The sequence below is a fragment of the Fictibacillus sp. EA-CB0309 genome, from assembly GCF_055814265.1.
This window is the reverse complement of sequence record NZ_CP169271.1, coordinates 548,617-571,971: the sequence shown is the minus strand read 5'-3', so window position 1 is coordinate 571,971 and position 23,355 is coordinate 548,617. Positions and strand designations below refer to the sequence as shown.

Here is a 23,355-nt window from a genome sequence, read left to right as displayed (position 1 = left end):
TGGTCCCCCTAGCCGATCCTGCCAATATCGTTTGCTGCTTTTTCCATCGTTCGGTCATACGCTTGAAGTACTTTTTGATTGGCCTCAAATGCGCGGTATGCCGTCAGCATCTCAGTCATCGTCTGTTCTGTGTTCACGTTAGAGCGCTCCACAAATCCTTGCTGCAGATTGTAAGTAATGTTCGGGTTTCCGATGGCACTGTCCGCTTCACCATTAAGCCTGAACAAGCCTGATCCCTCTTTTACAAGATTGTTCGGGTTCTCTACATAAGCAACATCAATCTGACCCGCAACCACTCCATTATCAATGACTGTACCGTCTTTGTTCACTGTAAAATTGTCGGTCGTTACCGTAATTGGATTCCCATCCGTTCCTAGCACAAAATAGCCTTCAGGTGTCACAAGGCTTCCTTCCGCATCTACCGAAAAATGGCCATTTCGTGTAAAACGCTCTTCGCCATTCACATTCAATCGGAAAAAGAGTCCGCCGGGAGCTCCACTTTGCGGGTCAGCAGGAACTTGACCTTGTAAAAGTGCAACGTCGGTTTTGATTCCCGTTTCCCGCATATCACCTTGCAGGAAGTTTGGTGTCGTCTCTTGCACATAGACTCCCGTTGATAACGGGACATCTTTACCGAGCGAGTAGTTATTCGGTATTTTTTCCCGTTTAATTCGGTCTGACCCATATGCTGGAGCAGCATCGTCGGGAACGTGCGCAGACTCGCATTGTCTGCTTTATATCCTGGTGTATTGGCATTCGCCATATTGTTCGTTAAAATTTCTTGTTTGCGCTGCTGTGCCAGCATACCGGCTGCAGCATTATAAAAGCCTCTTAACACGGAGTATTCCTCCTGCACTTGTAATCTGGACACAATATGTCTCATCCGTCTTATCGACAGTTTTTTACATTTCTTAATAGAATTCTGCGAAAATTGACGGAATCCTTTTTCAAATGAGGAATTTGTACCATAAAACGTATGAAGAGGTATTTGTATGGTTGTGCCGAAAAGTATTAGTTATTCGGTTATTACAAAAGAGGTGGCTTTTATGCTTTTTCATTATCATTTTTGGACCCCTAATGTTGAAGAAACAGAGAATTTTTATGTACAGCATGGATTTCGTATTTCTCAACGGGTAGGAAAATATTCCGGGAGTTCCAAGCGTTTGATCCTCCATTAACGTGGAATGATTTCCGCGAGAAAAATATTTTGTTTCGTATTATTGAAGCAAGAAAAGGAGCAGTAAATATTACGTTCGGTTATGGAAAGAGAATCATGTTTGATCATATTGGTTTTTCGGTTACAGAAAACGAGCATCATGAAATTTGCGAGCGTGCAGAAAAGATGACCTGGGAAGTGAAAAGAGGAGAGCGGAGAACCTTTATTTCAACTCCTTATGCTTTTAAAATCGAGCTCCAAATGAATACTGATGTTATTGATTCGATGACGGACGATACTCACATAAAGAAAATGATTGTGGCAACGAAAAAGAAAGGATTAGAAGACGATCTGGCTATTCTGCTTCGTAAACCCGTAAAAGAGATTTCCTCGGAGGTCGGTGGTGAAGTAACTATAAAAGAAGCGAATATCACAGGATTATCATCGTCGAACGTCGTTGACCCCAACGGCGTGAGGATTTTCGATAAATAAATGAGTACTAAAAAAGCCACCCAGCAGGATGGCTTTTTCTCATTAAAACACTTTTCGTTTCGCGATTTTATCCATATGCTCAAGCATTAGTCCGGTTCCGTTAGCTACGGCTCTCATCGGTTCTTCTGCAATCAGCACGGGCACTTTTAACTCATCAGCAAACAATCTGTCGATTCCGTGAAGAAGTGCTCCTCCACCTGTCAGCATGATTCCACGGTCGATGATATCTGCGGATAATTCCGGCGGAGTCTTCTCTAACACGCTCTTCGCCGCTTGCACGATCACCATCACTGGCTCCATCAACGCCCTTTGAATCTCTTTAGAACCTACTGTAATCGTACGCGGAAGTCCTGATACCATATCACGGCCGCGGATCTCTAATTCTTCGTCACGCTCGTAAACCGTCGCGACGTTCAATTTAATGTTTTCAGCGGTACGTTCCCCGATCAACAGCTTGTACTCTTTCTTTATGTATTGGAGAATTTCTGTATCGAACTTGTCCCCAGCCATTTTAATAGAAGAGGAGGTGACAATATCGCCCATACTCAAGACCGCAATGTCAGTTGTGCCACCACCGATGTCAACAACCATATTGCCGCTCGGCTGGAAGATATCCATCCCCGCCCCAATTGCAGCCACTTTCGGCTCTTCTTCAAGAAAAATTTGCTTAGCACCGCACTTTTGCGCAGCTTCTCTAATGGCTTTTTGTTCAACAGACGTAATATTCGTTGGCGTACAGATCAAGATTCTAGGTTTCGCAAACACGCCTTTCACTTTGATTTTATTAATAAAGTGTTTCAGCATTTGCTCGGTTACTTCAAAGTCAGCGATAACTCCGTCTTTTAGCGGACGGATCGCCACGATGTTTCCTGGTGTACGGCCTACCATACGGCGGGCTTCTTCCCCTACAGCGAGTGCTTTTCCGGTATTCGTGTCGATTGCAACAACAGATGGCTCATCAAGCACAATTCCTTTTCCTTTTACATAAATCAGTACATTAGCGGTACCAAGGTCAATTCCAACGTCCCTTGAAAACATGTTATATCCTCCCTGTTAACATCCATACAATATAATGACATTTTTAGTAAAAAATCGAAGTTCTATCCAATTTATCATTATATCACAAGTTTGTCGAACAAGGTTAAATATTGTCAAAAATTAATTATTGGGCGTCAGACCTATACGGCACATAATGTTTTTAAGTGTCATATTGCATCCCTATCAATCGCAGACTTACTGAACAACTTCCTCTGTGCCTTTTTTGTACTTCACACGTGTCGCCTCCCCACCTCTCAAGTGGCGGATGGACTTATGGTATTCGAGGATTTCTTTTACGTTATTTGCAAGATCGGGATTAATTTCAGGCAGCCGCTCGGTGAGATCTTTATGCACCGTGCTTTTGGAAACCCCGAATTCTTTTGCGATCATGCGGACTGTTTTTCTTGTCTCCACGATATACCGTCCTATCTTGATGGTTCGCTCTTTGATGTAATCGTGCACACCACTCGCCTCCCTAAAATGGATGTGAGAGATGCGATAGAGACTTCTATGAACAAGCTACGTGACAAGTTTCGTTGTCATCTTCGGCTTATAAGTGTTGCTTCCATTCCCCTTTTTCCACCGCAGCCATAGTACGATTTCTCACCGCTCACCCTCAATTGAATTATTGTAGGTTTTGTAACATCTTATTAACCAAGTTTTCGTTATATGCCTAAATCTCAACTGGGACAAGGGGAAATGTCCATTTTCTTGAAAAAACCTGCGTAAACACATGGAAAATTAAACCACTTAAGTTTTTTTAAATCGTTGTTCATGTTTACGGTACGTGTTCTTTTATCTGTTACACGTTCGCTCAATCAAGGTCTCTTTTCGCTCAGACTATAGTGAGTTTCGCTCAATGTATGCGTCGTTTCGCTCAATGGGACCCTCTTTTCGCTCACAAACCCAATTTTTCAGTTATTAGGAAGATTTTCACCTGCATATTGAGCAGCAATTAAACAAACATTGAAAAAAGCTGCCTCGGTTTTATCCGAAACAGCTTTTTTGTGAAAATTATTCGTTAGCACCAGAGTCGTCGGCTTGTGCGCCAGTGTCTTCTGCTGATTGAGATGATGATTCTTGCTCACCGTTGGCATCTTTGCCATCTTTAGTGTCTTTCGTGTCTTTTGAATCTTTCGTGTCTTTGCCGCCTTTATCGTCGGCTTTTGGTGCTGGCTTTTCTTCTTCTTTACCAGGCTTTTGCTCTTCAGCTTTTTTCTGCTCTTCCGCAGCTTTTTGCTCTTCTGCTTTTTTCATCTCTTTACGAGAATCATCAACTGCAGATGCAAGCTGTGCAACAGATTGATCCCAAGCCATTACCGGGTCTACTGCTTCTCCGTCTTTACGAACTTCGAAGTGCGCGTGAATCTTAGCATCTTTATCGTATGCATTCTCACCAGCTTGTCCTAAAACTGTACCTTGTTTCACTTGGTCGCCTTGCTTAACAGATACAGAAGCAAGTGATGAGTAATGGGTTACAACACCTTTGTCATGCTCTACTTCTACTACGAATCCTAGTGCTGGATCTTTTGCCACTTTTACAACGTTACCGCTTAATGCTGCTGTTACGTCAAATGCTTTGTTGTCAGCCGTCGCTAAGTCGATTCCGCGGTTTTGGTAGTAAATATTGTTATAGAATACGAGTGCTGCTTCTTGCTCTTGAGCTGTAGCATCTGAACTAAAGAAATCTTTTACTACTTCAATGGCTTCAGGGTCAGCAACTGGCATTTGGAATTGTTCTTTTGTAAGTGATACTGGTACTGCTGCTCCATTGTCTTCCAACGCGCTGTCTGGAGTATTGTTATTCTCCGTGTTTTTCGCATCGTTTTGATACCATAGAACAGATGTTAAAATGACTGCTGCAAAACTAAGATATACTGCCGGATAAACCCAACGTTTTTTCATAGCGTTCTTACCTTTCATCGGTATTGTTTTTTTGGTTTGTTTTTCTTCTTCTTTCATTTTTCATCACCTCAGCAACAAGTTTGAACAGAATTCTGAAAATATATACTTTAGCACTCTATTTTTTATAAAATTTCTTTTCGACATTATAAAAAAACCGCATCATGCTTGATCGCACAATGCGGTTAAACTAAGTTAAATTTAGTAGTTGAATTTAGTTGAATGAAATTGTAGGGGTCTGTCCCCGGACAGACCCCTACAATTTCCACACAATTTCACACAATTTCACACAATTTATTGCGGCTGATAGGCTAGCCCTTTATCAGCAATCGGCTTATAATCGGTGATCTCAATTCCTTTGTAATAATGATTAACGATCTCCTTATAGTTCTTGCCTTCTTTCGCCATTCCGTTCGCCCCGTACTGGCTCAGTCCTACTCCATGTCCGTATCCACGGGTCGTAATGCTGACCTGCTTACCCTTTTTCTCCATCTGAAAATCCGTTGATCTCAGCTCCAGCTTTTCTCGCACTTCTTTTCCGGTAAACTTTTTCTTTCCGATTGCGAACGTACCGATTCGTTTCCCGCTCGTCGTTGCGACGACTTTTCCAATCTTACCGTTCTTTGAAAGTGACACGCCGAGCTTTTGTTCTACCGTACTGACAGGGAGCTGAATAGTCTCTGTGTACTTTGGCGATTCTTCTTTATCCCACGGACTTTCTACACTTCTTAAATACGGGTATTCGTTTTTCCAATAGTCTTCAGAATTAACCGTAAATCCATTGCTCGTGGAGAAGAAACTTGCTTGAATCGGATCACCTTCATACGTTAAGATCTGTCCTTTTGTTTCTGAGACTGCTTTAATGATTTTTTCAATTTTTTTGTCAAAATCATCTCCCCAAAGCGTTTCTAGCTCTTTGTTGCCTTTATACACTTGATGCATAACGGTGTCTGACACAACGGCTCCTTCTGGCAAACTATCATCTTTCCCTCGGTTTAATAGTGCTTTTACGATAAACGTTCTTGCGGTTAATGCTTGTGCTTTCAGTGCTTCAAGTTCAAAGTCTGCCGGCATTTCAGAAGCGACCACACCTGCCACATACTCTTCTAAAGGGATGTTCTCAACCGTATCCATGGACGTTCTGAAAACAGGGACGACGATATCTGAGTGAGGAATTTCCAAAGCTAGCATTCTCTCAGATGGCCGCACTGCTTTCTCTTCCTTCCATTCAGGAGGTGCTGACGAAAATGGTAGTACGAGTATCGTGGGAAGCAGGACGATGATAGCGACAAAAATAGCTAGAATCCAGATCAGCGGCTTGATATTTACATTCACGTTCCAATGCCCTCCTATATTGTTTTCTACCATACAACTTATACAAAAAGGCGGGTCTTTAGAACTCGAAACTAGCATTTTTACAATTGAAATGTGCTCACTTATTCCTGTTTTACAAGTTTTGGTTCAGGGACTGATACAGGCCGTTCTCCGCATAAAATGGAGAGATGACCAGTGTGAAAGGGTGAACAGCATGGACAGTTTTCAGCCGCCTGTTTTGGTTCGAACGCTTACGTATGCACCTGGCAACATAAAGATTTATTATCCGCAGATAGAAGGGCGCATCAACCCTCGTATTCAGCAGCAAGTAAATCAGCAGATCATCCAGATCAATCAAGAGCTTCAGCAAATGCAAAATCCCCAGGCACGTCCGGGCATGTATGGAGAGTTTGCTGTAAAAACAAACCAGCAAAACATTTTAAGCATTGGTTTCTTAAATTATGCTTACACACCCATGGCCGCTCATGGCATGACGTATATTAAATCACAGACGTGGGACCTCACTACGGGCAGAACTTATCAGTTGAGAGATCTATTTAAACCTGGCAGCAACTATGTGGAAGTGTTGAACCGCATCATAAAAGCACAGATTAAGTCACGGCAGATCGATACGCTCGAGCCGTTTAAAAGCATCTCGCCCGATCAAGACTTTTATATCGCAGACAAATCACTCGTGATTTATTTTCAGCTTTATGAATTAACCGCATATGCGTACGGTTTTCCAATGTTTCCGATCTCTGTTTTTGACCTGCAAAACATCATTGATGAGAACGGTCCGCTTGGAAAAATGGCGGTGAATGGGTTGTAGAGAGGAATACAGCAAAAAACCCTGATCTCCACTTTCAAAGATCAGGGTTTCTTCATTATGATTTAGTTTACGCCAATTGCGTCGTATGATTTTTTAACTGCTGCTACTTCAGCTGATGTTGCGCCATAAAGGTCAGATGCCGATTGAACAAGCGCTGCTCTTGCCTGGCTGAAGTTAGAAGAAGCCGTTAAGTAAACCGTATTCGCTCTGTAATAGATCGCTCCTACTTTTTGGTTGCCGATTGCAGGAACCGTTACACCGTAATGCGTTCCACCAACTGCCAGCAAGTAAGCCGCTTTGTTGATGATACCGCTGTTGATGTGAACCCCACCATTGTCCCCTGTTCCTGTGTAGCGAACAGAATAGTGGTCAGGGTCATTATACTTTGTTGGATCACTCATCGAACGCAGTGCATCATTTGGCGTTCCTGGCGTGTAGATGTCTTCGCCGATCTCATAATCCGGATTGTTATTTTCATGGTGCTCAACTAACGTACCGAAAATATCGGACATTGCTTCGTTTAACGCACCAGATTCGTTTTGATAGATCAGATCAGATGAAAAGTCTGTTACAGCGTGCGTTAATTCATGTGCTACAACATCCAGACCACCGGATAAGGAGACGAAAGTTGTTCCATCGCCATCACCGTAAACCATCTGCTGGCCGTTCCAGAATGCATTGTTGTAGTTGCGGCCATAGTGTACCGTTGATTTTAACGCAGCTCCCTTATTGTCATAAGAGTTGCGGTTGAAGACTTCTTTATAATAATCATAAGTTGCACCTGCATAATAGTGAGCATCTACAGCTGCACGGTCATACGTTGCGTTGAACTGATTATCCGCATCAGCCCATAGCTTGCCTGGAAGCTGCTGGCGATTTTGAGCATCGTATGTAAATACGCCGCCACCTCTTGTATTATCTTGCAGATAGTACGTTCCGTTTGATAGTAATGTATTCAGGGTTTTCGAGTCACCAAGGACACCCGTACCTGATCCGACAGCATTTGTTCCAACAAGTGATCCACCGCCGCCAGTTGGAGGTGCTTTCGTATCGCCATGTGCCTCGTCTAGGTCATTGTAAGAGTTAAGAATCTTACCTGTTACAGCATCTACAAAATAGTTGTAGTTCCCTGGCTCAGGAGATAAGAAGTTAAGGTTTACTAAGTAAGCATATGTAGCTTGATTTCCTTCTGTATAAACAACTAAATCAGAAGTTGGATCTGCTTCTTCATATTCAGGTGTGAAGCCTAAATCTTTAACGGCTTCCTCTACTGCCTTAGATGCCGAGATTTTTTTGCCGAAGCCTAATCCTGGCTTGTCCTGCAGATTCGGAACCACTGTTCCAGAGAAAACAACGAGCTCTCCTTTATCGTTTACGTGAGCCACTTGTGTGGATCCCCAAACAGGAACTCCTTTATATGTTTGCTGAAGGCGAACCAACTGTCTGCCTAACTCGTCTTTTGTCACAGACTTAACCGTGAACGCCTCTTCCGCTTTTTGACTGCCTAATTTAAATGTATTTGATTCTTTTTGCAGGTAAGACATGACAACTTCTTTTGCAGATTTTGAAGATGCCTCCGTTAATTTACCTGATACAAAAGATGGTGTACCCGTTAAACTATTGAACTGCTTTGTTGATAAAACATTAACTGGTGCTTCTGCTGAAGCTTGTCCTGCCGCTAATGGACTCACCGCAAGACCGAGTGCCAAACCCCATACCGATAACTGCTTTTTCATCCCTTTCCAATCCCCTTTGCTTTTTCAAATTTTAAAGCCAGTGGATTTATATTAGCACCTTTTATTTTATTTTCAAACTATTTTAAAAATTTTGATTATAAGGTACTAGTTGAAAGCTAATTTTCAATAAAATGGGTGTTTTTTACTATAAATTTGATTAAATGTTATATTTTCACACTCGAAAGATATGTTTTTTTGTTGTATGGACTCAATAATTCTAAGGTAGTCCGGAAATAACCGATTAAGCGACTCCATTACTCCAAAAATTAGACAATGAAAAAAGCCGGCTACTTGTGCCAGCTTTTCTACAGCTATTTCATTTTCCTGCCTTTAATAAAATTTAAAACGAAGACGATCAAAGCGATGACGAGTAAGATATGAATAATACCGCCTGCTACTTTAAAGATTACACCTAATAACCAGAGTACGACTAATATTCCGATAATGGTCCAAAGCATGAGTTCGACATCCTTTCCGAGAAAAATAGATATGTTTAGTTATAGCTTTAGATTTCCCGAACAGCATGCGGTATAAACAATTTTGGCTTAAAACTTTTTGTAGTCTTTTCCCGGCACAAAGATGCGAATGATACGGTTAATTCTTTCACGCAGGGTTTGCCTTCTTTCCACGCAATTTGGTGTAATCATTGTTAATCTAAAGAACGATCTCATTGAGAGGCTCTTTTCTAAAAGGTTGTTGCTTTAAAATCGTACTGTTCATTCTCTTCACTGCCAAGTTGATTGGAGCGGAAGGATGCGAGACTCCTCGAAAATTGAACTTCAAATTTTCTTCGTGCGATGTTTCGCTGACGAAGCGTTCCTTGTCCTGCGGGTGGGCAGGTGAGACACTTAAGAGTGAAACGTACGAATGTGGCTCACCGCCTGCCCCGCGGAAAGCGAGCAAACTGGAGCGGAAATCAACTACTTACAATCGAAAAATAAAAAAGCTGACTCCATAGGTACATTAAGCACCTTAGAGTCAGCCTCACTGGTATAAATTAAGCTAAATTACTTTTTAATGATTGCTCTTCTTTTGCAGGTGTTGATTTCACATCTTCGTTCACACGCTCGATGTCAGCACCTAATGCAGCCAGTTTTCCAGTAAAATCAACGTATCCACGGTCGATGTGCTTGAGTTCAGTTACACGTGTGTAACCATCTGCGACAAGCCCAGCAAGTACCAAAGCTGCACCTGCGCGTAGGTCAGTTGAAGCAACCTCAGCACCTTGCAGATTTACAGGTCCGTTGATTACAGAAGAACGGCCTTCAATTTTAATATCACCATTCATACGGCGGAATTCTTCCACGTGCATGAAGCGGTTTTCGAATACAGTTTCCGTGATTACGCTTGTTCCGTTTGCACGAAGCAATAGCGCCATCATTTGCGACTGAAGATCAGTCGGGAATCCTGGATGTGGCATTGTTTTAATATCAACAGGTTTTAATTCACGAGGTCCGCGAACACGAAGTCCGTTTCCTTCTTCTTGAATTTGTACACCCATCTCTTCCATTTTTGCGATTAAAGGACGTAGGTGTTCAGCGATTGCATTCTCGATCAATACGTCGCCTTCTGTGATAGCTGCTGCTACCATGTACGTTCCTGCTTCGATACGGTCTGGAACTACAGTATGCTCAGCACCCGTAAGTTCTTCAGCACCGACGATACGGATTGTACCTGTACCTGCACCGATAACTGTTGCACCCATCGCATTCAAGTAGTTAGCTAGACATACGATTTCTGGTTCTTTTGCAGCGTTTTCGATGATTGTTGTACCTTCAGCAAGTGTTGCAGCCATCATGATGTTCTCAGTAGCCCCTACACTTGGGAAGTCTAAATAAATCTTTGCACCTTGCAAGCGGCCATCAATTTTTGCTTCGATAAAACCGTTCCCGATTTTAACCGTAGCTCCCATCGCTTCAAATCCTTTTAAATGCTGATCGATTGGACGTGATCCAATTGCGCAGCCTCCAGGAAGTGCGATACGAGATAGTCCAACACGAGCAAGCAACGGTCCCATAACTAGGAATGATGCTCTCATTTTGCGGACATACTCAAATGGTGCTTCTGTTTTTAATTCGTTTGTAGCATCGACAGAAATTTCTCCGTTTTCAAATGCTACGTCAATATTTAAATAACGTAATACTTCGTTAATCGTAAACACATCAGCAAGGGCTGGCACATCTTTAATCGTGCTCTTGCCTTGACTCGCTAAAATGGATGCTGCGATGACAGGAAGTACGGCATTCTTAGCTCCTTCAACTCGTACAGAGCCTTCTAACCGCCTACCACCACGGACAATGATTTTTTCCAACGATATTCCCCTCCGCGTCCAATTTGTATATTAATATTCAGACGTAATTATTGGTGTGCCAATTGTGACAGTAGTTTCACTGCCCAATCCTTCAGTTCGCAGTGCAACCTGAAGATTCATTTTATGTTGATGACCGGTATAAATCGCTTGTTCCCACTGCTTAGTATATGCAGAAAGCGACACAAACGTCTCTTCTTTTAGTTCCTCTACAGAAACACCAGAAAAGGCGCGTACCAATTCATTTGCTTGCGAATACAAATCAACCACCATTCTATCACCGTATGTACCGGTAACACAAGAGAAAATTTTGGGATTTCCTCCTACTGATTGTTCAACACGGCTATCAAACAGGTTCTGGATTTCTTTCCAGTTTTGATTTGTATTTACAAGTCCTTCAACCGCATAAATAAAATACGATGCAGATTGATCTTTTTGGGGGTATGTAATGATGGTCATTTTCTCTGAAACCCCGATGTCATTACGCTCAAACAATCCGGTCATTTTATAATGTCCGGCCTCATCTTCCGTTACCGCCCAGTCAAATTCAGGATAATTACGTTTAAGCTCTTCTGCTTGTTTTAAATACCCTAGTCCTTTAGATGTAAAACCTATTTGACCTCGAAAATACATGGTCCATTTGTCAGGTTTTACCCCTCGTCCTTTAAAACGTCTATTATATGTGTAACTTCATTTGTTTTTTCGTCTGTTTTTGCATATCCAGAAGTAATCATAACTAAAAGCAAAATCGCTGTAATCGTCATTGTCCATTTTTTCATTCCCCACCACATCCTCTCTATTTCTCATTGTTGCCAAAGAGACAGAGGATATCCGTGGAAGTTGTAGTCATATTCCGACAATTCCGTTATTGGTAAAGCTGCAATGAATCATCCAAATAACTGACTAAGATTGGTGGAATACTGTAGATACTTCAGAAAAAATCACTCGCTATACTCGCAAGACTGATCACTAGCAGTATGTATAAAACTCTAGCCTGCATGACCTTACCCTTTTTGATCCATTTATCAAAGTGGATCGCCTGCAATGCCCACCAAGCAATAACGAGAAACAATAGATGTACGATGATATGTAACAAAGCTTGTTGTCCGATTGGAATCATAAAAACGTCTGACCTCCTCATTACATATTTCGACATCTTAAGCATAATTCTTTCGCGTTATTTTAGATAGATACTTTTTCCCTACTTAACTGTTTTGAAAGCCCTTTCTTACAAGAAGTTCAAAAAGTTGTAACGACTATTATCTGTAAAAAAGTTTAGACAGTCGTTTCATTATATTTAGACGACAGAAATGATAAGAAGTTACGGTAGTTTTGACTCATTTTTGAAGGGGATTTTTGAATTTGAGTGGAAGTGTGAGGAGATGTATTTTTCAGAGAGAAAATTTAATTTTTATCCAGCTGGAACGGACATGAAACGTATCAGATAAAGAGAAGACAAATCATATTCACGTTAATAATGATATATTCACGTTAGTTACAATAATTTCACGTTAAAACACCATATATTCACGTTAATTTAAATAATTTCACGTTAGCTGATTTTCATCAAAAAAGCTCATTGAGGTCTTCTTAGCAGAGACCCCAATGAGCTAGCTTTTTAAATTACTCAAAATCAATGATCATGCGTATGAACTTCTGTTTCAATCTGCATAAAGAATTCGTTCACGTCAAAGTTCCCGTAGAAGAAATCCAGTGCGAGATCTGGCATGACACCTAAGATCAGGATGGATGCGGTACAGAACGCCAACACGGCGGCCATGCCTCCCGGAACCGATACCTTCGCTCCTTCTTCATCACGGAAAAACATGATCGCAATGATATTAAAGTAATACACATAAGATACGAGGGTCGTCGCCATCATCACAGCCGCAAGCCAATAATGGGCTGGTTCCAATCCGAGCGCTCCCATAAAGATTCCAAACTTCCCTATAAATCCAGCAGTTACAGGAATTCCAGCCAGTGATAATATGAAAAAAGTCATCGGAACGGCAAGCCATGGTGAACGCTTAAACAATCCGCGAAATACACTGATATCGTTCGAACCTTCTTGACTCGTTAACAGCTGAATTACGGTAAACGCGCCTATATTCATGAACAGATATGCCAGCAGATAGAACCAGATCAGCTCAAACAGCAATGACGAATTGGAAACGAATGGCACTAAAATGTAACCCGCTTGTGCGATAGACGAATAGGCAAACATCCGCTTAATGTTTCGTTGACGGAGCGCGGTAACATTACCGATGATCATGGTTGCGGCAGCTAATAGCATAACGTACGGCTGAACTTGCAGCAGAAGCGGTTCACTATCAATACCAGGTGCCGCAATAAAGGTGATGATGATCACACGCAGTAAAATCACAAAGCCTGCTGTTTTGGATACGACACTCAAAAATGCCGTAACCGGAACAGGTGCGCCTTCGTAAACATCCGGTGCCCACATGTGAAGTGGAGCAGCTGCGATTTTAAACGTTAGTCCCGCAAACGTGATAATGAATGCAAAGACAATCAAAAAGCTGTGCTTTAATAGTTCAACGTTCCCCATGTTCTCAGCAATCTTAAAAAGGTTGGTTTCGCCTGTCAGGCCGAATATATAACTCATCCCAAATAAAGTAATGGCTGTTGCTATTCCGCCTGAAACGACATACTTGAACGCTGATTCGTTGCTTTTCTTATTTCGTCTCTCCAGCCCAGCCATAATATAAGAGGATAGAGAAAGAAGCTCCAGTCCAACGAAAAGCGTGATTAAATCTGCACTTGAAGCCATCATCATGGCTCCTAATAGTGCGGCTAGCAGTAAGTAATAGAACTCTCCACGGTTTTCTTCCAAATCTTCTTTTTTATAATTGGACGCTAATACGATTACCAACAGCGTTCCTAATAAAAGCAGAATCTTAAAGGCTTTTGAAAACGAGTCCAGTCTATACGTATCATAAAGAATCGATGTAACATCTTGATCGAGCTGCATGAAGATCGCGACGAGTGCAGCCAAAACTCCCGCTCCAGCAAGCCAAGCCAGAAGTTTTCGGCTGGATTCTCTTTTCATAAAAAGATCGATGATTGAAAGTAATGTTGCGACGCCAAGAATAATAAATTCTGGAGCCATAATGCCCCACTCAAAAGAAAATAATGTATCTAAATCCATGACTTAGCCCCTAACCCTAGCAGAATGACATCTAATGTTGGACGGAGCATATCACTTAACCAAGCAGGATAGATTCCGATAAACAAAATCGCTGCAAGCAAGATAAACGCCGGAATCCGTTCTGTTGAAGAGAGATCATATGCATTTGATAGTTCTTTTTCAGCACCAAACGTGATGGCTAAGACCGCTCGCAGCACATAGACTGCTGTTAAAATCAGCCCTAGCGTTCCTACAGCGGCTAACACAGGCATTTTCTCAAACAATCCTAAAAACGCCATAAATTCGCTTATGAAACCTGACATCCCCGGCAGACCTAGTGAAGCGAGACCTCCGGCGAGCAAGACACCCGCGAAGATCGGCATTTTTTTAGCCACTCCTCCAAAATCTTTCAATTCAGAAGAGCCTGCTCGTTCATAAAGAACACCTACTAAGAAAAACAACAACGCGGAGATCAACCCGTGAGAGACCACTTGGAATACGGCGCCGGTCATCCCTGCTTCGTTCACCGCCGCAAGTCCGATGAGCACGATTCCCATATGAGAGACAGATGAATAAGCTAACACTCGTTTCATGTCAGTCTGTGTTAATGCTAAAAAAGCTCCGTAAAGCAGGTTGATCACACCGAACAATCCGATGATAAACGCGAGAGACTTGAACTGATCCGGAAAAAGTCCTGCGCCAAACACGATCAAACCGTATGCTCCGATTTTTAAAAGAATCCCTGAGTGGATCATAACGATCGGCGGCGGCGCTTGAACGTGGACGCGAACCATCCATGAATGCAGTGGTGCGACCGGCAACTTAACCGCAAACGCAACTAGAAGCGCGATCAGCATACCCATCTTAAAATTCTTCGTTATATTCAGCTGGTTCAACTCAGATTGCGGAAGCGAGAACGTGTAAGCAAGCTGCTCAAAGTTCATCGTTCCGGTCTTCATAAACAAGGCTACAAACGCGATAAGGAGAATGGCTGAACCGACTCCGTTATAGATCAAAAAGCTGTACGCTGCTTTTTCTTTTTCTAGATAACCCCAGCGTCCGATTAAGAAAAACATCGGAATAAGCGTGATCTCAAAGAAAATGAAGAACAAAAATAGATTTTGTGCGGCGAATACACCGAGCATTCCGATCTCAAGCAAAAAGAACAAAATGAAGTAACTTTTCCAGTCCTTTTTTATAGAAAACGACGCGATGGCGGCGAGCACACTCACAACTGCCGTTAATAGAATCAGCACCATCGATAGGCCGTTTACACCAACTTCATAAAAAATCGGATAGCTTACATCCCCTTTTGACTGAAAGACTTCGTAAGATACCCATTGGAATTTCTCGGTTAGCTGAAGACCCTCACCTAATATATTAAAAGCAGACAACGTTACGAGTGCTGTGCCGAGTGGGAATAGCGTCCCTAAAATCCCAATCCATTTAATCGATTTCTCATCATGAGAAGGAGTAAACATAAGAACAAGTACGCCTAACAATGGGGAAAAAACCAAGATGGATAGAAGCCATGTGTTCATGAAAAGTACCCCCTGTTAATGCGACGATCAGCAATAAAATGACAATGCCAAAGACGGCAAACGTTCCATATGACTGAACCTGCCCGTTTTGCAGTCTTGAACCGACCTTACTCAGACCTTGTACTCCGCTCACCACTGCGGCAACGAGTCCGTCTACTACATATTTATCAAATAAAACGCCAAGCTTGCTTAAGCCCTTCGTTCCTTTTACAAATGTGGCGTCATATCCTTCATCCACGTACCACTTGTTGTAGATCACGTTGCTGAGTCCTGGCAATGAGCGTGTCATCCAATCTCGAGATAATGCACCTTTTTGATAGATTAGATAAGCTAGAACAATTCCTAAAAGCGAAGCGACTGTCGCGACGGTTGGAATCCACCCTGGACCGTGATGCTCGCCATGGGGCAGTTCAACAGGACCTTGTGCCAAGTAATCGGATAAAAACGTGCCGAACCATGTTGTGTTCAAGTAACCCGCAACAACTGCCAAAACGCCTAGGACGATCATCGGAAGTGTCATCACGCTAGGTGATTCATGAACGCCACTCTGATTGCCGCGCGGTTTTCCTGTAAACACGAGGAAAAACAAACGGAACATGTAAAAAGCGGTCATGAACGCAGCAACAACAGCTAGCCAGAATAGTCCATACCGGCCATCTGCATACGTACTGGCCAGAATTTCGTCTTTTGAAAAGAATCCGGATAGAAGCGGAACACCTGATATAGCGAGTGCACCGATTAAAAAAAGCGGTCCTGTGACACGAAGCTTTTTCCAAAGCCCGCCCATCTCTTCAATGTTTTGTGTATGTACAGCATGAATGACACTACCGGCAGCTAAGAACATCAGCGCTTTGAAGAAAGCATGTGTCGTTAAGTGGAAGATGCCTGCCACATAGCCTGATGCACCAAGCGCGAGCATCATGTACCCTAACTGACTGACGGTTGAATACGCTAAAACGCGTTTGATGTCTTTTTGCATGAGGCCGATCGTAGCCGCAAAAATTGCAGTTACTCCGCCTACAACAGCCACAACCGTTAACGCTGTTTCTGATGCTTGGAAGAGTGGATACATCGCAGCAACCAAATAAACCCCAGCCGCTACCATCGTTGCCGCATGGATAAGTGCTGAAACAGGTGTCGGACCTTCCATTGCGTCAGGCAGCCATGTGTGAAGTGGTAGCTGACCTGATTTACCGATCGCTCCAACAAAGATACAAAGTGCTGTGAGCGTCAGCATCCCAGAAGATAGATCACCATTTCGAACGGAAGCAAAAATCTGGTCATATTCAAAACTACCAACCTGCCAAAATAGCAAAACCATTCCGATAAAGAGACCAACGTCCCCGATACGGGTCATTACGAAGGCTTTTTCGCAGCGGCTTTCGCTTCTGGCTTAAAATAATAGAACCCGATTAATAGAAATGAACCTAGCCCTACCAGCTCCCAAAACATATAGAGCTGTAATAGATTCGGAGAAAGAACGAGTCCGAGCATCGCGAACGAGAACAATCCTAAATACGCAAAGAATACCGGGAACCGTTCATCACCATGCATGTACCCCTTTGAGTACAAGTGCACTAGAAAACTAACAAGTGAAACGATCACAAGCATGAGCGCATTCAGAGGATTTACTTCATAGCCCATTGTGATGGCACGTTCACCGATTTGAAACCAAGTGCCCTCAACCTTAATCCCGTCACCTTGCCATACTGCGAGCCAAACCCCAAGAGACATCACGAGCGAAATTCCAGTTAACAGCACTCCGATCCAAGCCGTGCTTTCACTTCTTGATTTTCTAAAAATGAGCAATAAAATGAAGGATAAAAGCGGGAACAACGGTATAAGCCAACTACTCTGCAACATGATCGTCCATCTCCTTCCTTATCGCTTCATCGTATCCATCTCATCCACATTTACCGTCTGTCTGTTTCGGTATAGTGCAATGAGAATCGCAAGTCCAACTGCCGCTTCTGCTGCTGCAACCGTTATGGTGAACAGCGAGAAAATCTGACCAGTCAGCCCTGGGTTGATTGAGTATTTAGCAAAAGCAACCAAGTTTATATTTACGGCATTCAGCATCAATTCGATTGAAATGAGTACAATAACCGCGTTTCGCTTCGTTAGTGCACCGAATAGTCCGATGCAAAAAAGAATCAAGGCAAGCATTAAGTAAGCTGCTAAAGGGACAGAGCTCATTTTTTTGCCTCCTTTTCATCGTCATCCCGCTTGGCAAGAATGATCGAGCCAATCAATGCAACAAGCAGCAGCACGGATGTTAGCTCAAACGGAATCACATAATGGGAATAGAGTTCAATCCCGATTTTTTTCGTGTTATCGATATGAAGCTCTGCGTTCTGCTGTCCAAAATCAAGGTCTTTAATCTTGCCGTACATGATCAGAAAGAAAAGCCCAATCGCAAGCCCTGTTAAGATGAACTTTAAACGAGGCAACGGTTTTTCTTTTTCCTGGTGCCGTGTCAGCATGATTCCAAACAGCATGATAATCGTAATGGCACCTGAATAAATGAGCACTTGCACGACGGCAACGAACTCAGCCGATAATGTGATGTAGATCCCTGCAATGGCAATGAACGTAAATATAAGAGCAACAACCATGTGTACGACATTTGTCAGGTTAATGAGAAGAACGCCGCCGGCAATGGCTGTTAGTGCGAGAAAGAAAAAGCGATCATTTCACCGGTCATGCTTTGTTCTCCTTTCTGACATTCTCATCGTTTTCATCGAGCCACTCGAGGTTTTTAAAAAGTTCATCCCGGCTGTATTCTGCAAGCTCAAACTGATTGGTCATGACGATTGCTTCAGTCGGACAAACTTCTGTACACAAATCGCACAAAATACAGATTTCAAAATTGATGTCGTACGTATCGATGATCTTCCCTTTTTTCGCAGGATCCGGATGTGGCTTACCCGTTAACTGGATGCAGTCGGTCGGGCAGATCTGCGCGCATTGGTTGCACACGATACACTTTTCTGGATAAAACTTTTGGATGCCGCGGAAACGGTCAGGCATCTGGATTGGCACGTCCGGATAACTTGTCGTGACGTTTTGCTTTGTCAGGTTTTTGACGGTATAGCTTAAACCTTTCACAAGACCTTTCATCCTGAGATCACGCTCCTTATGCGTTGGTCTTTCTTTGTATTAGCAGGGTTGGACTTTAACCTTATGTGGGCTGACACTGTGTAGCATTTTTGAAAGTGTTGATCTCCGCTCCAGGATGCTCGCTTTCCGGGGGCGTGCGGTGAGCCACCTCGTGCTTCGCACCATAGGTGTCTCACCTGTCCCGCTAATCCCCCAGGAGTCTCGCACCTTGCGCTCCAATCAACTAGTCAATGAAGCTACATCAAAAAACTTGATTGTTATAACCACCTGCAAAAAGTAAGGCAATGAACAAGATTAATCTATAAGAACAGTTCTTTGACTGCTGCACTGACGAAAATGTTTAGCAATGCTAGCGGCAGTAGAACTTTCCATGCGAAGCCCATCAGCTGATCGGCACGGAGTCTTGGGAGTGTTCCGCGAATCCAGATCATGAAAAATACGACGATGCTAAATTTGACTCCGAACCACAACATACCCGGAATGAAATCTAAGAACGGAATCGAGTTCCAGCCTCCTAGAAACAGGACAGTTGTTAGGGACGCCATTGCAAACAGGTACACATACTCTGTGAGCATGAAGAACGCCCAGCGAAATCCTGAGTACTCCACGTGATAACCGGCTACGAGCTCTGACTCGGCTTCCGGCAAGTCAAACGGCGTACGATTTAACTCGGCGATCGAGGAGATCAAAAATACGAAAAATCCGATCGGTGTTAAAAAAATGTATGCGATGTTTTCTTGTCCTCTTACGATGTCGTTTAAGTTCAGGCTTCCGGCAAACAGGATTACTCCGATAACGGAGATGACGAGCGGAATCTCGTATGAAATCATCTGTGCTGCAGCACGCATGCCGCCGAGAAGCGAGTATTTATTGTTAGACGCCCAGCCACCCATCAAGATTCCGATTGTTGAGATACCTGAAACGGCTACGTAATAGAGCAGGCCCACACCAAGGTCCGCGAACTGCATGTTCTCCGAGAAAGGAATCGTCGCGAGCACCATGAAAGCTGGCGCAAACGCGATAACCGGTGCCAATATAAACAAGGGACGGTCAGCAAGCTTCGGGATGGTATCTTCTTTTATTAAAAGTTTAAAAACGTCAGCTACGGTCTGAAGAAGACCAAAGCGACCTCCAACCCGGTTCGGCCCCGTACGCATCTGCATGAATCCGAGTACTTTACGCTCAGCTAGGATCGCGTATGTTACGAATCCAAGAACCGTTACAAGCAATGCCGCACCTAGTGCAAAGAAAATCACTACATGCGTCCAGCCAGGCTGTGCGTATAAAAGATCCTCCATCAGCCATCAACCTCCCCGAGAACGATATCAATACCGCCTAAGATGGTAATCAAGTTGGAGATGTTTTCACCGACTAAAAGTTTTGGCAGGATCTGAAGGTTATAAAAAGATGGTCTGCGGAACTTCAGGCGGTAAGGTTCTTTCTTTCCTTCTGACGCAATATAACAGCCGATTTCTCCGCGTGGAGACTCGATCCGGACAAAAGCTTCTCCTTTAGGAGGCTTAATGATTTTTGGCACTTTCGCCATCACAGGACCTTCTGCCGGAAACTGCTCAACCGCTTGTTCTAAAATTTTTAATGATTCTTCAATTTCCTGCATGCGGCACTGATAACGCGCCCATGCATCGCCCGTATGAAAGACCGGAACATCAAAGTCGAAACGGTCATAGATCGAATAGGGCTCATCTTTTCTAAGATCCCAATTCGTACCCGTGCATCTTAAGTTGGCACCGCTCAAACTAAAGTTCAGTGCTTCTTCTTTCGTGTAATATCCGATTCCTTTTACACGGTTCAGGAAGATTTCGTTGCCTGTCACAAGATCGTGATAGCCGGCAAGTTCTTCTCTCATATACGGAACAAAATCTCGGACCTTCTCGATCCAGCCATCTGGCGCATCCCACTTCACACCGCCAACGCGCATATAGTTGAATGTAAGACGTGCGCCGCAAATTTCGTTCAGCATGTTGATGATGGCTTCACGTTCACGAAACGCGTATAGGAAAGGACTCATCGCCCCGATATCCAATAGATAGGTACCGAACCATACGAGATGGCTTGCGATTCGGCCAAGCTCCATCACGATTACGCGCAAATACTCCGCTCGTTCAGGAATCTCAAGGCTCATCATTGTTTCGACCGCGTGACAGATGACATAGTTGTTCGTCATGGCTGCTAGGTAATCCATTCGGTCAGTGTACGGAATGATCTGTGTATACTGAAGGTTTTCTGCAAGCTTCTCCGTACCCCTGTGCAGGTAGCCGATAACGGGGGTTGCTTCAATGATGGTTTCTCCGTCAATTTTCAGCACGATCCGGAACACACCGTGTGTACTTGGATGCTGAGGTCCAACGTTGAGGAGCATCTCTTCTGTTCTGATCAATGTCTACACCTCCACGTCATGCGGTTCGTAATCTTTTCGGAGCGGATATCCTACCCAGTCATCTGGAAGCATGATGCGTGTTAAGTTCGGATGACCTTCAAAGTGAATGCCTAAAAGGTCATACGTTTCACGCTCTGGCCAGTTTGCTCCTTCCCATAACGGGGTAATAGAGTGGGTAGTAGCACTTGTTCTGTCAATCTTCACTTTAAGTGCGACCGACTGGCGGTGATTGTACGAATACAGGTGGTTATATACTTCAAAGTGCGTCTCGAAATCTGTGCCATGCATTTCGGACAGATAGTCAAAACGAAGCTGATCGTTATGTTTTAAAAACTCAGCGATTTTGTAATAGGTATCGGGTTTCGCAACTAAGGTAGGCACGTCTTTAGACAGCCTATTAATATAGGAATCTTCTAGTACATCTTCTCCTAGATGTTCTTTGATGACTTTTATGTAGGTATCGAGGATTGGTTGGTTTGGTGATGGCTTTTCTTCTGCTGCCGGTTCGGCTGCGGCCCCTTTGCATTTGCGGCGGCACGTGCTTTTGCAGCGGCAGCGGCTTTTGCTTTAGCGGCTGCAATTGCTTTTGCTTTTTCATCATCGCCGGCGGGTGTTTCAACCGGTGCGTCGCCACCTGCTTCTCGTAAAGCTTTTGCTTTGGCAGCGGCGGCGGCTTTTGCCTTAGCGGCTGCTGCGGCCTTTGCTTTTGCCGCTGCTTTCGCTTTTTCGTCATCGGTTGCGGGTTCTGTTAATGTGTCGCCACCCGCTTCTCTTGCTAGTTTTGCTTTTGCGGCAGCGGCGGCTTTCGCCTTGGCTGCTGCTGCGGCCTTCGCTTTCGCGGCTGCGAGTGCTTTTTGTTTAGCAAGGTCATCTGTTGAATCATCCGTGGCTGGCGTCGCTTCCTCTGCTTTCGCTTTTTCAGCCTGACGCTGCTTAGCAAGCTCGAGCGCTTTTGCTTTCGCTTCAGCAGCTGCTTTCTTTTTAAGTTCTTCTTTTGTTAACTCAGGTTCGATTGCTGGCGGATCGGCTGTTTCTGAAGCTTTCGCTTTTTCAGCCTGACGTTGTTTTGCAAGCTCGAGCGCTTTTGCTTTCGCTTCAGCGGCCGCTTTCTTTTTAAGTTCTTCTTTTGTTAACTCTGGTTCGGCTGATGGTGGCTCGGCTGTTTCCGCTGCTTTCGCTTTTTCAGCCTGACGCTGTTTTGCGAGCTCGAGCGCTTTTGCTTTCGCTTCAGCGGCCGCTTTCTTTTTAGCTCTTCTTTTGTTAACTCTGGATCAGTGGCTGGCGGTTCGGCTGTTTCCGCTGCTTTCGCTTTTTCAGCCTGACGCTGCTTCGCGAGCTCCAGGGCTTTTGCCTTCGCTTCAGCGGCTGCTTTCTTCTTTTGTTCTTCTATCGATAATCCTTCATTGGATTCATTTTGCTTATCTGTCATTCGCTCATCACCTTCTTGCCGGTCTTCGCTTCATAACGAATTTTTTCCTGAAGCTTGTTGATGCCATAAATGAGTGCTGCTGGATTCGGTGGACATCCCGGTATGTATACATCCACAGGCACGATTTGATCGACACCTTTTACGACCGCATAGGATTTGATGTATGGTCCGCCAGCTGTTGCGCAAGAACCCATCGCAATGACCCATTTCGGTTCAGGCATCTGCTCATACAATCTTTTTAATACAGGAGCCATCTTTTTCGTTACCGTTCCAGAAACGATCATCACATCGGATTGACGCGGTGACGTCCGAAAGATGCTCCCGAAACGATCTAAGTCATAATGTGACGATCCTGTACCCATCATTTCGATGGCGCAGCAAGCGAGCCCAAAAGTTAACGGCCATAGCGAATTACTTCTGGCCCAAGCTTTTACTTGTTCGAGTGTTACCATGAATACGTTGCGATCTAGTTCGGCGCGTTCTTCAGCCGTAAGCTCCCACTTTATGTCCATTTAAGCACCTTCTTTTTCCAAGCGTATACAAGACCTAACGTTAAAAGAACGACGAAAATTCCCATCTCAATCAGGGCAAACACACCTAGCTCTTCATAGGCAACGGCCCACGGATATAGAAATACGGTTTCAACATCAAAAATAACAAACATAAGCGCAAACAAATAATAGCGGACATTGTATTGAACCCAGCTTTGATGAAAAGGTTCGATTCCGCTTTCGTACGTGGTGTATTTCTCTGCTGATGGTTTATAAGGACGCAGCAAACGGCCTGCAGTCAATGCGACCACCGGCAACAGAATCCCTAAAAATAAAAATACAGCCACAATGAGGTAATTGTTTTGATACAGATGATAAAAATCCATTCTGACTACCCCTAATCTTCAGAATTTTTTAAATTCTGTAACCGCTTTAATTATAGCAAATTCCATATTT

Annotated in this window: 21 protein-coding genes and 4 pseudogenes; 2 read left to right on the top strand and 23 right to left on the bottom strand. The window is 43.7% G+C overall.

The features are described from left to right. Window positions 1-8 precede the first annotated feature (8 nt). Window positions 9-838: pseudogene (locus tag ACEWFH_RS03300) on the bottom strand (flagellar hook-basal body protein). A gap of 369 nt (window positions 839-1,207) precedes the next feature. Between ACEWFH_RS03300 and ACEWFH_RS03295 the strand changes: the two are divergent. Further along, the gene (locus ACEWFH_RS03295; protein ID WP_473726085.1) at window positions 1,208-1,648 is read left to right on the top strand and encodes a hypothetical protein; all 441 of its coding nucleotides are present in this window, start codon (window positions 1,208-1,210) and stop codon (window positions 1,646-1,648) included. A gap of 42 nt (window positions 1,649-1,690) precedes the next feature. On the opposite strand, the gene mreB is transcribed toward ACEWFH_RS03295, so the two are convergent. The 4 genes from mreB to spoIID form a co-directional block, all read right to left on the bottom strand. Beyond that, window positions 1,691-2,686 carry a rod shape-determining protein MreB gene (gene mreB / locus ACEWFH_RS03290; RefSeq protein WP_473726084.1) on the bottom strand — a complete coding sequence of 332 codons (996 nt, stop codon included), beginning with the start codon at window positions 2,684-2,686 and terminating at the stop codon, window positions 1,691-1,693. A 195-nt stretch (window positions 2,687-2,881) separates the two neighbouring features. After that, window positions 2,882-3,148 (bottom strand): sporulation transcriptional regulator SpoIIID, encoded by a 267-nt coding sequence (gene spoIIID / locus ACEWFH_RS03285; RefSeq protein ID WP_007203593.1) that lies wholly within the window; start codon window positions 3,146-3,148, stop codon window positions 2,882-2,884. A gap of 552 nt (window positions 3,149-3,700) precedes the next feature. Beyond that, window positions 3,701-4,648, bottom strand: coding sequence for a peptidoglycan DD-metalloendopeptidase family protein (locus tag ACEWFH_RS03280; RefSeq protein ID WP_473726083.1), 948 nt, complete (start codon window positions 4,646-4,648; stop codon window positions 3,701-3,703). A gap of 234 nt (window positions 4,649-4,882) precedes the next feature. Then, on the bottom strand, window positions 4,883-5,923 hold the full coding sequence (gene spoIID / locus ACEWFH_RS03275) for a stage II sporulation protein D (RefSeq protein WP_473726082.1): 1,041 nt from the start codon (window positions 5,921-5,923) through the stop codon (window positions 4,883-4,885). A gap of 193 nt (window positions 5,924-6,116) precedes the next feature. Between spoIID and ACEWFH_RS03270 the strand changes: the two genes are divergently transcribed. Continuing rightward, window positions 6,117-6,731 (top strand): RsiV family protein, encoded by a 615-nt coding sequence (locus tag ACEWFH_RS03270; RefSeq protein WP_473726081.1) that lies wholly within the window; start codon window positions 6,117-6,119, stop codon window positions 6,729-6,731. 62 nt (window positions 6,732-6,793) lie between these two features. Here ACEWFH_RS03270 and ACEWFH_RS03265 read toward each other — a convergent pair whose 3' ends face one another. From ACEWFH_RS03265 to ACEWFH_RS03180, 18 genes and pseudogenes are all read right to left on the bottom strand, one after another. Further along, entirely contained in the window at window positions 6,794-8,467 is a 1,674-nt protein-coding gene (locus ACEWFH_RS03265; protein WP_473726080.1) for a M4 family metallopeptidase, read from the bottom strand. Window positions 8,468-8,778: 311 nt separating this feature from the next. Continuing rightward, a complete protein-coding gene (locus tag ACEWFH_RS03260; protein ID WP_289494081.1) occupies window positions 8,779-8,925 on the bottom strand; it encodes a lmo0937 family membrane protein in 147 nt (48 codons plus the stop codon). A 539-nt stretch (window positions 8,926-9,464) separates the two neighbouring features. Further along, window positions 9,465-10,778, bottom strand: a complete 1,314-nt coding sequence (murA, locus tag ACEWFH_RS03255) for a UDP-N-acetylglucosamine 1-carboxyvinyltransferase (protein ID WP_473726079.1) — start codon at window positions 10,776-10,778, stop codon at window positions 9,465-9,467. A gap of 30 nt (window positions 10,779-10,808) precedes the next feature. Continuing rightward, window positions 10,809-11,408, bottom strand: coding sequence for a YwmB family TATA-box binding protein (locus ACEWFH_RS03250; protein WP_473726078.1), 600 nt, complete (start codon window positions 11,406-11,408; stop codon window positions 10,809-10,811). Between the two features lie 17 nt (window positions 11,409-11,425). Continuing rightward, the gene (locus tag ACEWFH_RS03245; RefSeq protein WP_473726077.1) at window positions 11,426-11,554 is read right to left on the bottom strand and encodes a hypothetical protein; all 129 of its coding nucleotides are present in this window, start codon (window positions 11,552-11,554) and stop codon (window positions 11,426-11,428) included. A 152-nt stretch (window positions 11,555-11,706) separates the two neighbouring features. Next, window positions 11,707-11,895 (bottom strand): DUF1146 family protein, encoded by a 189-nt coding sequence (locus tag ACEWFH_RS03240; protein ID WP_473726076.1) that lies wholly within the window; start codon window positions 11,893-11,895, stop codon window positions 11,707-11,709. A gap of 513 nt (window positions 11,896-12,408) precedes the next feature. Continuing rightward, the gene (gene nuoN / locus ACEWFH_RS03235) at window positions 12,409-13,941 is read right to left on the bottom strand and encodes an NADH-quinone oxidoreductase subunit NuoN (protein WP_473726075.1); all 1,533 of its coding nucleotides are present in this window, start codon (window positions 13,939-13,941) and stop codon (window positions 12,409-12,411) included. Beyond that, a complete protein-coding gene (locus ACEWFH_RS03230; protein WP_473726074.1) occupies window positions 13,932-15,461 on the bottom strand; it encodes a complex I subunit 4 family protein in 1,530 nt (509 codons plus the stop codon). The genes nuoN and ACEWFH_RS03230 overlap by 10 nt, the downstream gene beginning before the upstream one ends. 7 nt (window positions 15,462-15,468) lie before the next feature. Next, window positions 15,469-17,324 (bottom strand): annotated as a pseudogene (nuoL, locus tag ACEWFH_RS03225) (NADH-quinone oxidoreductase subunit L); the annotation flags it as partial. A gap of 18 nt (window positions 17,325-17,342) precedes the next feature. Further along, window positions 17,343-17,657 (bottom strand): NADH-quinone oxidoreductase subunit NuoK, encoded by a 315-nt coding sequence (gene nuoK / locus ACEWFH_RS03220; RefSeq protein WP_144696957.1) that lies wholly within the window; start codon window positions 17,655-17,657, stop codon window positions 17,343-17,345. After that, window positions 17,654-18,165 (bottom strand): annotated as a pseudogene (locus ACEWFH_RS03215) (NADH-quinone oxidoreductase subunit J). The gene nuoK and the pseudogene ACEWFH_RS03215 overlap by 4 nt, the downstream one beginning before the upstream one ends. Continuing rightward, complete coding sequence (gene nuoI / locus ACEWFH_RS03210; protein WP_066244809.1) at window positions 18,162-18,581, bottom strand: NADH-quinone oxidoreductase subunit NuoI; 420 nt, start codon at window positions 18,579-18,581, stop codon at window positions 18,162-18,164. Before nuoI ends, ACEWFH_RS03215 begins: the two are co-directional and overlap by 4 nt. Window positions 18,582-18,880: 299 nt before the next feature. Further along, the gene (gene nuoH / locus ACEWFH_RS03205; RefSeq protein WP_473727195.1) at window positions 18,881-19,882 is read right to left on the bottom strand and encodes an NADH-quinone oxidoreductase subunit NuoH; all 1,002 of its coding nucleotides are present in this window, start codon (window positions 19,880-19,882) and stop codon (window positions 18,881-18,883) included. Next, entirely contained in the window at window positions 19,879-20,979 is a 1,101-nt protein-coding gene (locus ACEWFH_RS03200; protein ID WP_473726073.1) for an NADH-quinone oxidoreductase subunit D, read from the bottom strand. Before ACEWFH_RS03200 ends, nuoH begins: the two co-directional genes overlap by 4 nt. A 3-nt stretch (window positions 20,980-20,982) precedes the next feature. Beyond that, window positions 20,983-21,941 (bottom strand): annotated as a pseudogene (locus tag ACEWFH_RS03195) (NADH-quinone oxidoreductase subunit C); the annotation flags it as partial. A gap of 167 nt (window positions 21,942-22,108) precedes the next feature. Then, window positions 22,109-22,408, bottom strand: a complete 300-nt coding sequence (locus tag ACEWFH_RS03190) for a hypothetical protein (RefSeq protein WP_473726072.1) — start codon at window positions 22,406-22,408, stop codon at window positions 22,109-22,111. Further along, window positions 22,405-22,920 (bottom strand): NuoB/complex I 20 kDa subunit family protein, encoded by a 516-nt coding sequence (locus ACEWFH_RS03185; RefSeq protein ID WP_137791106.1) that lies wholly within the window; start codon window positions 22,918-22,920, stop codon window positions 22,405-22,407. Before ACEWFH_RS03185 ends, ACEWFH_RS03190 begins: the two co-directional genes overlap by 4 nt. Continuing rightward, complete coding sequence (locus tag ACEWFH_RS03180; RefSeq protein ID WP_473726071.1) at window positions 22,911-23,285, bottom strand: NADH-quinone oxidoreductase subunit A; 375 nt, start codon at window positions 23,283-23,285, stop codon at window positions 22,911-22,913. The genes ACEWFH_RS03185 and ACEWFH_RS03180 overlap by 10 nt, the downstream gene beginning before the upstream one ends. Window positions 23,286-23,355: the final 70 nt, after the last annotated feature.

What these genes read in the sequence shown, in the direction of transcription:
- ACEWFH_RS03230 (WP_473726074.1), bottom strand. Translation starts at nt 15,461, where the DNA reads ATGAACACATGGCTTCTATCCATCTTGGTTTTTTCCCCATTGTTAGGC.
- nuoN (WP_473726075.1), bottom strand. Translation starts at nt 13,941, where the DNA reads ATGGATTTAGATACATTATTTTCTTTTGAGTGGGGCATTATGGCTCCA.
- nuoI (WP_066244809.1), bottom strand. Translation starts at nt 18,581, where the DNA reads ATGAAAGGTCTTGTGAAAGGTTTAAGCTATACCGTCAAAAACCTGACA.
- nuoK (WP_144696957.1), bottom strand. Translation starts at nt 17,657, where the DNA reads ATGAGCTCTGTCCCTTTAGCAGCTTACTTAATGCTTGCCTTGATTCTT.
- ACEWFH_RS03265 (WP_473726080.1), bottom strand. Translation starts at nt 8,467, where the DNA reads ATGAAAAAGCAGTTATCGGTATGGGGTTTGGCACTCGGTCTTGCGGTG.
- ACEWFH_RS03260 (WP_289494081.1), bottom strand. Translation starts at nt 8,925, where the DNA reads ATGCTTTGGACCATTATCGGAATATTAGTCGTACTCTGGTTATTAGGT.
- ACEWFH_RS03185 (WP_137791106.1), bottom strand. Translation starts at nt 22,920, where the DNA reads ATGGACATAAAGTGGGAGCTTACGGCTGAAGAACGCGCCGAACTAGAT.
- mreB (WP_473726084.1), bottom strand. Translation starts at nt 2,686, where the DNA reads ATGTTTTCAAGGGACGTTGGAATTGACCTTGGTACCGCTAATGTACTG.
- ACEWFH_RS03190 (WP_473726072.1), bottom strand. Translation starts at nt 22,408, where the DNA reads ATGACAGATAAGCAAAATGAATCCAATGAAGGATTATCGATAGAAGAA.
- ACEWFH_RS03180 (WP_473726071.1), bottom strand. Translation starts at nt 23,285, where the DNA reads ATGGATTTTTATCATCTGTATCAAAACAATTACCTCATTGTGGCTGTA.
- ACEWFH_RS03240 (WP_473726076.1), bottom strand. Translation starts at nt 11,895, where the DNA reads ATGATTCCAATCGGACAACAAGCTTTGTTACATATCATCGTACATCTA.
- ACEWFH_RS03250 (WP_473726078.1), bottom strand. Translation starts at nt 11,408, where the DNA reads ATGTATTTTCGAGGTCAAATAGGTTTTACATCTAAAGGACTAGGGTAT.
- ACEWFH_RS03280 (WP_473726083.1), bottom strand. Translation starts at nt 4,648, where the DNA reads ATGAAAGAAGAAGAAAAACAAACCAAAAAAACAATACCGATGAAAGGT.
- ACEWFH_RS03270 (WP_473726081.1), top strand. Translation starts at nt 6,117, where the DNA reads ATGGACAGTTTTCAGCCGCCTGTTTTGGTTCGAACGCTTACGTATGCA.
- ACEWFH_RS03245 (WP_473726077.1), bottom strand. Translation starts at nt 11,554, where the DNA reads ATGAAAAAATGGACAATGACGATTACAGCGATTTTGCTTTTAGTTATG.